Genomic DNA, 13,345 nt, shown 5'->3' on the forward strand with positions numbered 1-13,345 from the left:
CGATCCACTACACGGTCGCTGCAACTGGCAGCGCCACGGAGAACTTGAATCCGACGTGGGAGTCGACGAAGCCGAGCCTCCGGTAGAAGCGGTGCGCATCGGTCCGTGCGGCGTCAGAGGTGAGTTGCACGAGGGGTGCGCGGAGCTCGATCGCTGCCTCGTCAACGACCCACCGCATCAGCGCGCTGCCGATGCCCGAGGAGCGTTCCGTGCTCGCGACGCGGACCGCCTCGACGAGCAGCCGGGTGCTTCCACGTCGGGCCATGCCAGGGATCATCGTCAGCTGCAGCGTGCCCACGACCGCCTGATTCCGGGCCAGTAGCACGAGGATTTCGTTGCTCGGATCGTCCATGATCCTGTCGAGAGCTTCAGCGTAAGCGTCTTCGTCCTCGTCGCTGGCGACGTCGCCGCGGCCGGCACTGACCGGGTCGTCGGAGAGCAGCCGCATGATTGCGTGCAGGTCATCGGGCTCCGCCCGTCGAATGAGCACCTTGGCACCGAGGGCTGAGACATATCTGGGCAGACTCAATTGGCTGATCACAGTTGATTCTCTCCGTCAGGCACCCGCGTGCGATAGGGGATGCCAGGTCGGGCGGTCTCTACGGTGGTGGCATGCGTTCTCTCACGAAGCTTGACGAGTGGTCTGCGGCAGATGTCCTCGAGGTGTTCGCCCTGGCGGATGCGTACAGCGAGGGTCGTGGGCCGGTCAAGGAGGGGGCGGCTGTCATGTTCTTCCCACCGAGCAGTCTGCGGACGAGAGCCACGTTCGAGCGAGGGGCCTCGCTGATGGGGCTCCAGCCGATCGTTTTCCCCGACACCACGCTCGACAAGCCGGAGGCGCTGACGGATGTCGCTCAGTACCTGGACGCCTGGGTCGACGTCATCGTGGCCAGGCACCGCGACCTTTCCGTCATCGAGGGCTTGGCGGCGGCTAACGCGCTGCCCGTCGTGAACGCGATGACCGACGTGAACCACCCGTGCGAGGTGCTCTCCGATCTGTACTCCCTGCGCCACAAGGGCGACCTCTCAGGGCTCCGCTTCCTCTTCGTCGGCGCTGACGGCAACATCGCGAGGGCATGGCAGGAAGCCGCGAGGGTGCTGCAGCTGGACGTGATCCAGTGCTGTCCGGCTGAGCTCGTGACCCCGGGCGCGCTCTGGACGGATGACCTGGAGGCGGCAGTCAGGTCAGCGAACGTCGTCCTGACCGACGGTCCTGGCGTTCACGCAGAGCTCCTCGAGCCCTATCGGGTCACGGCGGCCCTTCTCGATCTCGCGCCGCCAGGGGTCCGCTTCGCTCCGTGCCCACCATTCGTGCGTGGCCGGGAGGTGAGTGCTGACGCCGTGTCGCACGCGGCCTTCGTTGGTCATGCGTTCAAGGCCCCGCTTCTTCCTGTGCACCAGGCGGTCATGGCATTCTGCATCGACCTCGGGTGACGACGCGTCCCGATAGCCGATCGTCCAGCGGGCTCGGTCACGCGTTTCGGCGGAGCTGGTCGAGGCCTACTGCACAGAGGTCGGTCAAGGTCCAGGAATGAGTGCCCGCTGCGTCGAGATCGGGGTTGGATACGGCGGACTCAAGCCTTGACAGGCCGCCAAGCGAGGTGAACGATCTCGGCGGTTCTCGCGACGACTACTTCTATCTGTAGCTCCGCGGCGGTTTCCGCGATGATGGCTTCGACCTCCTCGGGAACGCCTTCGCTCGGAAGGACCGTTGCTCCGGTCTCCCTGGCCGCGAACATGTCGAGCAGATCCTCGATGGCGTCACCCATGCCTCGATGCTTCCGTCCATCCGAGCGTTTGAACAGCACGTGTTGGCAAGTGTGATCCGATCGTCATCAATTCCACCGGTCAGACCCTCCGTAGGCGGCAGTGCGCGAGTTCTGGCTCTGTCTCATGAGCAAGTTGACCGTCCACCCGCCCGACCTCCGATGCGGGGCTGTCGCCGTTACCTGTACGACGTCGTCAGACGTCGAAAGACGTCCTGCCATCTCGACCTCGACTCGAGAGGCTCGCGATGGCGCCGGGCGCCGTGCCCGAGGCGCACCTGGTCAGACGACGTCGGTGCTGGACCGCCACGCGGCGAGGACCCGCCCTGCCCCCGTTCGGATCTGCCTGCCGCGGCCGTGGAGAAGGAGGGTCCCGCCGAAGATGAGCAGTGCCGAGGGTGCGGCCACGGTCGCTTCGGAGACGATCAGGAGGAGTCGGTATCCGCCGAACGGGATGACGCTGGTCACCACGAAGACGGCACGGACCACGACGACGGCGAGCAGCGAGAACGCCGACCATCTCCCGAGCAGATCCCGACGGATGATGACGACCACGGCCACGATCCCCCCGATGACACCGAGCAGCGACGACGCCAGCAGGACGAGGCTCACGGTACGAGCGTTCCCGACGACGTCGGTGGGGGCCACCGTCAGCACGACGGAGATGACGTCGCGTGCCGAGAACACCAGCAACCCCACCGACGCCGCCGCGGAGTGCTGGAGCAGCCCCCGCCGGTGCCGCAGTCCCACGACGAGGATCGCGATCCCGATCACGAGTGCGAGCGGCCCGGCCGTCCTGAGGATCTCGTGCAGGCCCGGATTCAGATGCCGCCACAGGGCCACCGCCGCCGAGGCGATGACGAAGGCGCCCGCCGTCGTCGTGGTCGCCGCCGATCTCATCGTCGCCGCTGTCGTCATGGTCCTCCTTGCCGATGGTGCCCCGACGCGAGCAGACACCCGTCGTGGCGATCTCGACCACGGCTGACTCAGTCAGTCGTCTCGGTCACGCCGAACCCGGCCGTCAGCCCGCCGTCGCCCTTTCCCGTGCCGGATGTCATCGGTGTTCGCGCCGACGATGTGTGCGGCGCGGCGAGCGGCCAGGTTCGGCGGCATCCGTCGATGCTAACGGCCTCGTTGGATTCCGTCAGGCCCCGCGCGCGGGAGTTCCGAGGTCGGCGGACTGCTCGGCGGAGCTGTGGACGATGGTTCGACCGGACAGGACATGGCAGGCTGCGGCGATGACCGGCTCTCGACGTTCGACATCGCCGACGAGCCCGTGGTGTTCCTCGGCTGCTTCCTCCTCGACGACGGTGCCGTTCCAGAGATCGAGTTCACCGCGCAGGCCCGCCCCGGTGTGCCGTCAGGCTGTCGGGACGAGGAGGCGCCCGGTCCAGTCGCGTAGGGCGGCGACGGCCCGGCGCGACAGTGTCGCTTCCGGCATCATGCTCGTCGACCCGTGGAACGCCCCCGGCCACACGTGCAGCTCCGCCTGCACGCCGGCGGCCCAGAGCGCGCTGGCGTAGGCGACGGTCTCGTCGCGGAACACCTCGGCGCTGCCGCAGTCGACGTACGCCGGTGGCAGACGGGACAGGTCGTTCGCGCGGCCGGGGGCCGCGTAGATCGACACGTCGTCGGCACCGCGACGGTCGCCGAGGTAGGCGTCCCAACCGAACCGGGTCATCTCGCGATCGGCGACGCCCACCCCGTCGAACTGCCGGGCGGAGGCGGTCGCGTCACGGTCGTCGAGCATGGGGCTGACGAGCACCTGGCCGACGGCTGCCGGCCCCTGCCGATCCCGGGCGAGGAGCGCCGTGCCCGCCGCGAGCCCCGCCCCGGCGCTCTGGCCGACGAGGACGATGCGATCCGGGTCGATGTCTAGCTCGTCGGCGTGCTCGGCGACCCAGAGCAGGCCGGCGTAGCAGTCCTCGACCGGGTACGGGTCGGGGTGCTCCGGCGCGAGACGGTAGTCGGGGCTGACCAGGACGACGTCGTGCACGAGCAGCCAGTCGTCGTACGACTCGAGATTGCCGAGGTGGTGGCCGAACATCATGCCGCCACCGTGGATCGCGTAGGCGCAGGCTGCCGTCCCGGTGCGGCCGATCCTCTGGATGACCGCGAGGGTGATCGGGTCGCCGAGGTACCCGGGGACGGTGATGCTGCGCCTCTCGAGACCGCGCGCGCGCAGACCGTCGTCGAGCTGCGCCTCCGTCATGTCGAGCCGTCGCATCTGCGGCAGCATCTCGGTGGTGAGGTGGAAGCGGCCGCGGGCGTCCATCGCCTCCAGGAAGGGCGCGAACTCCGGGTCGAACGGCGGGCGGGGCAGGGCGGTGGTGTCAGGCACGAGAGGGCTCCGGGGTGATGGGGGTGAGAGTGGTCGAGGGGTCAGGTGCAGCGGTGCGGGGGGCCAGATCGGCGGTCCGAGCTCGGAGCATCCCGACCACGACGAGCACGGTGGCGACGGCGGCGAGGCCGAGACCCGCGACGGTGAGGGCGTCCTCGAAGGCCGCGAGTCGCGGGGCCGTCCACGCGGTGGTGGTGATGCTGCCGGTGACGAACGCCGCGACGAGGGTGCCCGCGACGGCGACCGCGGCTCCTCCCGCGAGCTCGCTGGAGGTGTCGACGAGGGCCGCGCCGACCGAGGTGCGGTCGGCGGGGAGGCCCGTGAGAACCGAGGCTCCCGCGACGACGCCGACGACGCGCATGCCGGCGGCGACGAGCACGAGAGCGACCAGCACCCAGACGTACCCGTGACGGCTCAGGGCGCCGAAGACCGTGAGGCCCGACACGACCGAAGCCGCGCTGATCCACGCGGCCCGGCCCAGGCCGACCCGCGCCACGAAGGGCCCCACGAGGCGGCCCCCGGCCAGGAGCACGACCACCTGCGGCAGCGTGCCCACGGCGGCGAGGGCAGGGGGCCAGCCCCAGGCGAATTGCAGCTGTAGCGTCACGAGGTACGACAGCCCGGCGACGGCGAGGCCCGACGCGGCCTTGAAGGCCAGGCCGCTCGACACCAGGGGGCGGGCGAGCAGGTGCAGGTCGACGACCGGGTACCGCGCGGTCCGCAGGCGCGCGACGAACGCCACGCCGAACGCGACGGTCAGGGCGACAACGACCCACCCCCATGAGGAGGCGGTGGCCGGCGTGATGAGGACGGTCGGCGTCACGAGCAGTCCCGTCACGGTCGCGGTGCCCAGCAGCGCGCCGCCCACGTCGACGGGGTCTGGCCGCAGGCCTGCGGTGTCCTCCCGAGCGACACCGCACCGGATGCCGACGAACGCCAGCACGGCGATCGGCACGTCGGCCAGGAGCAGCACCTGCCAGGGGGCGACCGCGAGCACGAATCCGCCGACGGTCGGGCCGACGGCCAGGCCGACGAGTCCTGCGGTCGAGATCACCGTGAGGGCCCGGACGCGGAGGCCCTCGTCATCGAACAGTCGGAACGCCAACGCCATCGACCCGGGGGTGGTCATCGCCGCGGCGACGCCCGTCAGCACACGGACGATGATGAGCTGCTCGGTCGTCGTGATCGCCATGGTGGCGAGGCTCGCCACGGCCAGCAGTGCGAGGCCGGCGAGCATGACGCGGCGTCGTCCCAGCCGGTCCGCGACGGCGCCGAAGAGCAGCATGAGCCCGCCGAAGGCGACCGCGTAGGCGCCCGACACCCACTGCAGGCCCGTCGTGGTGGAGCCCAGCTCGCGGCCGATCGTCGGCAGGGCGACGTTGAGGACCGAGGTGTCGAGCATCTCGAACAGGAACACCGCGGACAACCCGGCCAGGGCGATCCACGAGTCGGACAGCCGGGGAGGCGCGCCACCGGTGCGCAGACGGCTGCGGGGAGAAGAGGAACTGGGGGACACGGGACGCACTCCTTCTAGGAAGAAGTGGCGACTCGTTCGATGCCGCGTGCGGATGCATCGCAGAGCGCGACGCCTTTTACCTCAGTGACGTTCACGATACACCGGCTACTGCTGAGGCAGAACCTCCACCACCGGGGCGACGACCAGGGCGAGAGATCGATCTCGGATGACGGCGAGGATGTCGGGGGCGATGAGGTCGGCGTGGGTCGTCGGCATTCCGTGCGGGTAGCCCTCGGAGATCGTGAGCGTCATATCGCTGAGTAGCTCGGCACGTGCTTCGCGTCGATGCCTCAGAGGGTGCTCAGCGCCGCTCTCAGCACGCCGGCCGCAATCTCAAGACCTTCGATGCGGCCGAGACTGGTGTCCTCGTGCTCGATGTTGACGGCCATGTCGGGGTCGACATCGTGAAGTGCGCGGAGGAATTCCGTCCAGTAGGCCGTGTCGTGTCCGCGGCCGAGTGCGACGAAGTCCCACGACGAGTTGACGGGCCACTCGTTCGCCCATTCGTCGCCGCCGAGGTTGGTCCGCTGCTCATCGGGTCGGAGCTTGCGGAAGCTGTTGTCGAGCACTCCGTTGATCGCCACGGCCGGGTTGATGCGGACGTCCTTCGCCGCGGCGTGGAGGACGAGGGGACCCAGATCGCGGACAACGGCGATCGGGTCCATCTGCTGCCAGAAAAGGTGAGAGGCGTCCAGCTCGACTCCGATGTTCGTCAGGCCGCCCTGGTCGACGAGTCGGCGGATGGTCGCCGGATTGAAGACGATGTTCTGCGGATGCAGTTCGAGAGCGACCTTGACCCCGTTGTCTCGAGCGAGGCGGTCGATTCGCTGCCAGAACGCCACGGCCACGTCGAACTGACGGTCGATGGCGTCGAGGGAGGCGCTGTTCCAGGCATTGACGAACCAGTTCGGCACCGAGGCACCGTCCTCTGCCCCCGGCAGGCCGGACATCGTCACGACACGGGTCTGCCCGAGCGCGCCGGCAGCTCGAACCGAACGCTCGACATCGGCAGCGTGTGCCTGACCGATGGCTGGGTCGGGATGCAGTGGATTGCCATTGCAGTTGAGACCTGCGATCTCGATCCCGGTGCCGTCGAACTGTCCGAGAAAGCGCTTGGCCGCAGCCGGGGAGGAAATGATGTCGTCCATGTCGGGCAGATGGACTGGTGGAAGGAACCCGCCGGAGTTGATCTCCATCCCCGTCAAGCCGAGGCCGGCGACCACCTCGATCGCCTGGTCGAGTGGGCGATCGTGCAAGATCGCGTCGTAGACACCGAGCTTCATGCTCTCTTCTCCTCGGTAGGACTCATGGGATGCATGTCATGACAATAGACCTGGGCCCAGGCGATCGTCCCGAGGCGGGCCGTGACGGACCATCTCGGAGACTCGAGCACTGCCTGGTGGGGTGTCGTCGGCCGCTGTCTGGTAAGACGAAGGGACCATGCCACACGACGACTCGATCTCTTCCCGCCCTCCCGCCGCTGCTGCTCCCGGACTCTTCGCCGAGGACACCTCCCTCGAGTCCACCCGTCTCGGGGAGATCCTCCGCAAGGAGACCGTGGGCGGCATCGTCCTGGTCATCGCCGCGATAATCGCCGTCGTGTGGGCCAATTCGCCGCTGTCCGGTGCCTACTTCGCGATCCGTGACTTCGAGTTCGGCCCGGCGGGTCTGGGGCTGCACCTGAGCGTGGGGGAGTGGGCTGCCGACGGACTCCTCGCGATCTTCTTCTTCCTCGTCGGCTTGGAACTCAAGCGGGAATTCGTCGCGGGAGAGCTGCGGAAGATCAGCAAGGCCATCGTGCCGGTGGCCGCCGCGTTCGGCGGAGTCCTCGTGCCCGCCCTCATCTTCACCGCCATCAACGTCGCCGATCCGGAAGCAGTGCGGGGGTGGGCCATCCCGACGGCGACCGACATCGCCTTCGCCGTCGCCGTCCTCGCGATCGTCGGGTCGAGGCTTCCTGCTGCGCTGCGGATCTTCCTGCTGACCCTCGCCGTGGTCGACGACCTCATCGCCATCGGGATCATCGCGTTCGTCTACACCAGCGCCATCGAGGTCCTTCCCCTGGTGCTGGCGATGGTCCCGCTCGCTACGTACGTGTTCTTGACGCAGAGGTTCCGTCGATTCTTCGGGCTGCATCCTGCCGCGAACTGGTTCATCCTCTTGCCGGTGGCCGTCTCGGTATGGGGGCTCATCCATGCCTCCGGCGTCCACGCCACCGTCGCTGGTGTCCTCCTCGGCTTCGCCGTCCCCGTCATCCGAAGCCAGGCCAGCGGCGGACCGGGCACCGGCCCCGGGCTCTCCGAGGTCTTCGAGCACCGTTTTCGGCCCATCTCCACCGGCTTCGCCGTCCCCGTCTTCGCGTTCTTCTCCGCCGGCGTCGCCTTCGGTGGTCTCGACGGGCTGAGGACGGCTCTCTCCAGTCCGGTCACGATCGGCATCATCGCCGCCCTCGTCCTCGGCAAACCCGTCGGCATCCTCGCCACGACGTGCATCACGACCCGCATCACCAGGGCAGAGCTCGACCGGACGATCACGTGGATCGATCTGACCGGTGTCGCACTCCTCGGCGGCATCGGCTTCACCGTGTCCCTGCTCGTCGCAGAACTGAGCTACGGGCTCGGAAGCGAGCACGACGACGACGCCAAGGTCGCCATCCTCGTCGCATCGATCCTGGCCGCGGGCCTTGCCACGGCTGTCCTCAGGCCTCGCAACCGGCACTACAAGCACCAGGACGCCTGACCGCCCGAGGCCTCGTCCTCTCGGTCGGCCTGCCTCCCGTAGCGGGAGGGAATAGTCGTCGAGATGTCGTCGCCGATCGACCCTCCATTCGGCGTCTGCGCCTCCGACCCGTCACCATGGATGCATGGCCACAACAACACCCCCCTCATCCGGGCCCACCGCCGACCATCCCGCACCCCTCACGGAGACCGTCTCGACAACCCCTCAACTGCGCCGCTGGGTCTTCTGGCCCGCCGCCGTCGTCGTCCTCGGCTTCGTCGCCTTCACCCTGATCGCCCCTGCGTCGGCCGAGGCCCTGTTCCTCGGCCTGCAGAGCGGCATCGTCCGCAACTTCAGCTGGTACTACGTCCTGATCGCCGCGTTCTTCGTCGGTTTCAGCCTGTTCCTCGGGTTCAGCAGATTCGGCGGCATCAAGCTCGGCAAAGACAAGGACGAACCCGAGTTCTCCACCGGGTCCTGGTTCGCTCTGCTCTTCGCCGCCGGCATGGGAATCGGCCTCGTCTTCTACGGGGTCTCAGAGCCTCTCAGCCACTTCGCCTCCCCGCGCCCCGGCGTCACCGGAAACGAGGATCAACTGGCCCAGCAGGCCCTGACCCAGACGTTCCTGCACTGGGGCCTGCACGCCTGGGCCATCTACGTCGTGCTCGGCCTCGCACTCGCCTACGCCATCCACCGCCGTGGCCGCCCGGTCTCGATCCGGTGGGCCCTGGAGCCCCTCCTCGGCAACCGCGTCCGAGGCGGCTGGGGCAACCTCATCGACGTCATCGCCCTCGTCGGCACGCTGTTCGGCGTCGCGACGTCGCTGGGCCTCGGCGTCATCCAGATCGGCGCAGGCCTCGAAGCGGCCGGCATCGCCGACAGCAGCATCGTCAGTCAGATCTCGATCATCGCCGTCATCACGGCCGTGACCATCGTGTCGCTCGTCACGGGCGTCACCAAGGGCATGAAGATCCTCTCCAACTTCAACCTCATCCTCGCGGCCGCCCTGCTCCTGTTCATTCTGATCGTCGGGCCCACGCAGTTCCTGCTCCGCGATTTCGTCCAGTCGATCGGCGCCTACCTGCAGAACGTCGTCGGCCTGTCGTTCAACGTGACCGCTCAGCAAGGCGCCGCCGGCGAGGAGTGGCAGGGAGCCTGGACCACCTTCTACTGGGGCTGGTGGATGTCGTGGGCACCGTTCGTCGGCATCTTCATCGCCCGCATCTCCAAGGGCCGCACCGTGCGACAGTTCGTCTTCGGTGTGCTGCTCGTCCCGACCGCGCTGACCTTCCTGTGGTTCGCCGTCCTCGGCGGCGCCGCGATCCACCAGCAGACCGACGGCGCCGGCGGCCTCGTCGGCGCCGACGGTTCGGTCGACGTCGAAGGGTCCCTCTTCGCCCTGCTCGGTGGCCTGCCCGCCGGCACCGTCCTGACCTTCGGGGCGATCTTGCTCATCGGGGTGTTCTTCGTCACCTCATCCGACTCCGGATCGCTCGTCATGGCGATGATCGCCTCCGGCGGTGACATCGAGCCGAAGAACTGGTTGCGCGTGTTCTTCGCCCTCGTCGCCGCCCTGCTCGCCGTCGCACTCCTGCTGACCGGAGGTCTCGACGCCTTGAAGACCGCCGCGATCACGACGGCGTTGCCGTTCAGCATCGTGCTGCTGCTGACGTGCTGGTCGACCATCATCGCCTTCACCCGCGAACGCCGGGCGTACGACAAGGCCGAACGCGACGTCCTCCTCGAGCACGTGGGTGCCTACTACGGCCTCGAGGTCGACGCGCCCGCCCAGGCGCACGGCAGGGGCCTGACCCGCCCCTGGGACGCGGTCATGCGCCGAGTCCGGGGCACTCGTGAGGGAACCCTCTCGGGCCCGGCGGCGTCGGCGTCCGCGGTCGTCGCCGAGCCACCGCTGCGCGTCGACGTCGTGTCGCCCGACCCGGCCATCGATGGCCGCCTCGACGAGGGCACACCCGCCACGACGGACCAGGACGACGCGAGAGAGCGCTGACCTCGCGGTGTCGGAATGACGGGCGTCGTCTCCTCGGAGACGGCGCCCGTCACCGTTCCTCATGCGTTCGTCGACACGGGGCCACCTGTCGATCCCTGACGGGGAACCGCCCGGACCACGGCCCAGGCAGAGCGTCACGGACCACACGTGTTCCCCGGCACGACTTCGGTCTGCGACACGTGTTGTGCGTACCGTGGTCGTGTCGTTCGGGGATTCGGGTCCCTGATCGACAGGCGGGGCCTCCATGTCGGGTACATGACGCCGGCCCCGCCGCTCCCACCGGTGCTCGACCATGCCTCCTCGGCACGGGCAGGCGACCTCGTCCGTCGTCGTCCCTCGCGTCAGCGGGCGAGCGTGTCCCTCGGGTGCTCGCCGAAACGGGCGTGGTAAGCGGCCGAGAACCGGCCCCTGTTGCCGAACCCCCACCGGCCGGCCACGTCGGAGACGAGGGTGGTCCCGGGGGCGCCTGCGAGGAGGTCTTGACGAGCACGGTCGAGCCGGACATGCCGGAGGTACGTCGAGGGACTGGCCCCGAGGTGCTCGTTCATGAGCTGCTGGAGGGTCCGCGTGTGCATGCCGGCCGCCGTGGCGATGTCCGTCGGCGAGATGGCCCGATCGGCGTAGGCGTGGACGTATTCGGCCGCGAGGCGGAGGCGTTTGGTGCGCTCGGTCCGGACGGCGTCCGGGACGTCGACGGCCCGCCAGGCGAAGAGGTCCAACAGGGTCCGGACGACCGCGGTCTGCACGGCGTGGCGGACGAGGGGCGGGGTGCGCTCGTCGACGATCGTGGGCGTGGCCGTGCCGAGGGTCCGTCGCCAGGCGGTGAGGGCGACCGCGCTCGGGACGGCGGCGTAGTCGAAGACGATGCGCTGGGCCGGTCCGCCGTGGCGTTCCGTGGCGACGGCCTCGCGGAAACCGGCGTCGACGTGGACGATGCTGTGCCGGTGCGGCGTCATGGAGAACGAGAACGAGAACGAGGTCTCGGTCGGTGTCAGGAACGGTCGGGCGCCCGTGTTGGTGAGGCGGCCTGCCGGGTGATCGATCGTGACGGAGCCCTGGTGGAACCACGAGACGACGTAGTCCCGAGACCACGGGATCGTGCCCTGCAGATGGCCGGTGAGGGCTTAGGTCTGCATGAAAGCGTCCGGCGGGTGTTCCCCTTCCGAGGTCGGTCCCGTCGAAGCATGTAGGTGCTGGGCAGGGGGAACTCCTGGTCCTGTTCTCGTTCACGGTCGCACGCTGGTGAGACGTGTCCGCAACCATGGAGACGAGATCCGGGGGTGGTTCGTCACACATCGCTCACGAGAGATCTGGGGACAGGATGCCGCAGGGGCGACCGGTCGTCTGCACCCCAGAAGGCATGGCACGGGTCGCCCGGACCCGGACCCGTCACTCGGGAGCGGGGCCCCCGTGTCGGACGGGCTCTGCCAAGACGGACCGGGCGGCCATGCCGATCACGGCACTGTAGGTGGGGTAGGCGAATCGGACGTCGGCCAGGGTGGCGACGTCGACGCCGCCGGCCATCGCGGTGGTCACCGCCTGGACCACCTCGACGGCGTTCTCTCCGACGGCGTGGGCCCCGAGGACGAGTTCGCGGCGCCGATCCGCGATCAACTTGAGGAACCCCGTCTCGCGATCGTCGATGACGGCTCGGTCGACGGCCGAGTACGGGATCGTGACGACCACGCACGACTCGTCCGCCTCACGTGCCTGCTCTTCGGTGAGGCCGACGCCTGCGTAGTCGGGATCCGTGAAGCCGCCGGCCGGCAGCAGGTGGTGAGGCGTCCGACGGTTGGCGCCGAGGACCGCGTTCTCGGCCGCTGCCTCACCCTCGAACTGCGCGGCCTGGACGAGCATGTCCCGTCCGTTCGCGTCACCGACCGCGAAGACATGCGGCACGGAGGTCCGGAAGTACCGGTCCGCGGGTATCGCCGACCGGACCACCTCGATCCCGGCCTCTCCGAGACCGAGGTCCTCCACATCGGCCGGCCAACCGGTGGCCATGATGACGACGTCGAAGTCAGCCGCGGAGGTCACGTCGTCCTGCCGCCAGGTCACGGTGACGGATCCGTCGTCGGCCCGGGCGAGGCCGTCGACCCCGTCGATGCCCGTCCGGACGTCGACGCCCTGCTCGGTGAAGGCGTTGGAGACGGCCTCGGAGATCGAGGCGTCGGACGCCGTGAGGACCCGCGGGGCGAGGTCGAGGAGCGTGACGGCGCTGCCGAACGCGTCGAAGACGGTGACGAGCTGGGCGCCCGTGTTGCCCGCTCCGATCACGGCCACCCGTCGCGGCAGGGCCGGGAGCTCGAGCACGTCCTCGGGCACCGTCGCGAGTTCCGCGCCGGGGATCGGCAGCCGGCGCGACCGGCCACCCACACAGACGATGATCGACTCCGCGGAGATGGTGCGACCGCTGTCGAGGACGAGGGTGGAGTCGTCGACGAACCGCGCCCGGCCCTCGTGGACGAGGTCGATCCCGGCGGCCTCGAACCGCTCGCTCTCGCGCTTGATGGACCTCACCGCGTCGACGCGTTCCCGGACGCGCGCGACGGTGGACGCCCAGTCGATCGTCGGGGGCGGGACGTCGACGCCGTAGACGTCCGCGTGCCGGGTCTCGCGGATCAGCCGGGCGGTCTTGGCCAGGACCCGGGTGGGCACGCAGCCGGTGTTCACGCAGGTGCCGCCCACGCGTCCCGCCTCGAGGACGACGACCCGGGCCCCGAGTTCGGCTGCCCGCAGCGCTGCCGCGGTGCCCGCCGGGCCGGCGCCGATGACCGCGACGTCGTAGTCCTTCTCCGAGATGCCCATGTGCTGCCTGCCCCTTCGTCCGACGGTCGTCACGACGAACTCAATCAGGTGGGGATGGACGGACGCCCTCGGTGACGGGAGAAACACCGAGGAGCCTCCTCGGCCGACCGGCCGCGCAGGGGGCCCGTGCCGCGCGAGAGGGTAGCGTCGCCGCCGTGAACACGCGCCCGTCCCGAGATCCTGCC

General features: G+C 69.1%; 12 protein-coding genes. 3 read left to right on the forward strand and 9 right to left on the reverse strand.

What is annotated here, in order from left to right:
- Positions 1-7 precede the first annotated feature (7 nt).
- Positions 8-541 carry a GNAT family N-acetyltransferase gene (locus HRF36_RS04450; RefSeq protein ID WP_173206731.1) on the reverse strand — a complete coding sequence of 178 codons (534 nt, stop codon included), beginning with the start codon at positions 539-541 and terminating at the stop codon, positions 8-10.
- Positions 542-612: 71 nt separating this feature from the next.
- Here HRF36_RS04450 and HRF36_RS04455 point away from each other — a divergent pair, with 71 nt between their 5' ends.
- A complete protein-coding gene (locus tag HRF36_RS04455) occupies positions 613-1,434 on the forward strand; it encodes an ornithine carbamoyltransferase (RefSeq protein ID WP_173206734.1) in 822 nt (273 codons plus the stop codon).
- Between the two features lie 140 nt (positions 1,435-1,574).
- Here HRF36_RS04455 and HRF36_RS04460 read toward each other — a convergent pair whose 3' ends face one another.
- The 6 genes from HRF36_RS04460 to HRF36_RS04485 all read right to left on the reverse strand — a co-directional run bounded on the left by HRF36_RS04460 (position 1,575) and on the right by HRF36_RS04485 (position 6,906).
- The gene (locus HRF36_RS04460; protein ID WP_173206737.1) at positions 1,575-1,769 is read right to left on the reverse strand and encodes a hypothetical protein; all 195 of its coding nucleotides are present in this window, start codon (positions 1,767-1,769) and stop codon (positions 1,575-1,577) included.
- A 279-nt stretch (positions 1,770-2,048) separates the two neighbouring features.
- On the reverse strand, positions 2,049-2,684 hold the full coding sequence (locus HRF36_RS04465; protein WP_173206740.1) for a hypothetical protein: 636 nt from the start codon (positions 2,682-2,684) through the stop codon (positions 2,049-2,051).
- Between the two features lie 442 nt (positions 2,685-3,126).
- Positions 3,127-4,107, reverse strand: a complete 981-nt coding sequence (locus tag HRF36_RS04470; protein WP_173206743.1) for an alpha/beta hydrolase — start codon at positions 4,105-4,107, stop codon at positions 3,127-3,129.
- Positions 4,100-5,623, reverse strand: a complete 1,524-nt coding sequence (locus HRF36_RS04475; RefSeq protein WP_371740014.1) for an MFS transporter — start codon at positions 5,621-5,623, stop codon at positions 4,100-4,102. The genes HRF36_RS04470 and HRF36_RS04475 overlap by 8 nt, the downstream gene beginning before the upstream one ends.
- Positions 5,624-5,728: 105 nt before the next feature.
- Positions 5,729-5,875, reverse strand: a complete 147-nt coding sequence (locus HRF36_RS04480; protein WP_173206746.1) for a hypothetical protein — start codon at positions 5,873-5,875, stop codon at positions 5,729-5,731.
- Between the two features lie 38 nt (positions 5,876-5,913).
- Entirely contained in the window at positions 5,914-6,906 is a 993-nt protein-coding gene (locus tag HRF36_RS04485; RefSeq protein ID WP_173206749.1) for a sugar phosphate isomerase/epimerase, read from the reverse strand.
- A gap of 157 nt (positions 6,907-7,063) precedes the next feature.
- Here HRF36_RS04485 and nhaA point away from each other — a divergent pair, with 157 nt between their 5' ends.
- Positions 7,064-8,362, forward strand: a complete 1,299-nt coding sequence (gene nhaA / locus HRF36_RS04490) for a Na+/H+ antiporter NhaA (protein ID WP_173206752.1) — start codon at positions 7,064-7,066, stop codon at positions 8,360-8,362.
- Positions 8,363-8,486: 124 nt separating this feature from the next.
- Entirely contained in the window at positions 8,487-10,352 is a 1,866-nt protein-coding gene (locus HRF36_RS04495; RefSeq protein ID WP_173206755.1) for a BCCT family transporter, read from the forward strand.
- A 341-nt stretch (positions 10,353-10,693) separates the two neighbouring features.
- On the opposite strand, the gene HRF36_RS04500 is transcribed toward HRF36_RS04495, so the two are convergent.
- Positions 10,694-11,308: a helix-turn-helix domain-containing protein gene (locus HRF36_RS04500; protein WP_173206758.1), complete on the reverse strand. Its 615-nt coding sequence runs from the start codon at positions 11,306-11,308 to the stop codon at positions 10,694-10,696.
- A 433-nt stretch (positions 11,309-11,741) separates the two neighbouring features.
- Complete coding sequence (locus HRF36_RS04505; RefSeq protein ID WP_173206761.1) at positions 11,742-13,160, reverse strand: NAD(P)/FAD-dependent oxidoreductase; 1,419 nt, start codon at positions 13,158-13,160, stop codon at positions 11,742-11,744.
- Positions 13,161-13,345 lie beyond the last annotated feature (185 nt).

This window comes from Frigoribacterium sp. VKM Ac-2836, from assembly GCF_013248995.1.
Lineage (GTDB): Bacteria > Actinomycetota > Actinomycetes > Actinomycetales > Microbacteriaceae > Frigoribacterium.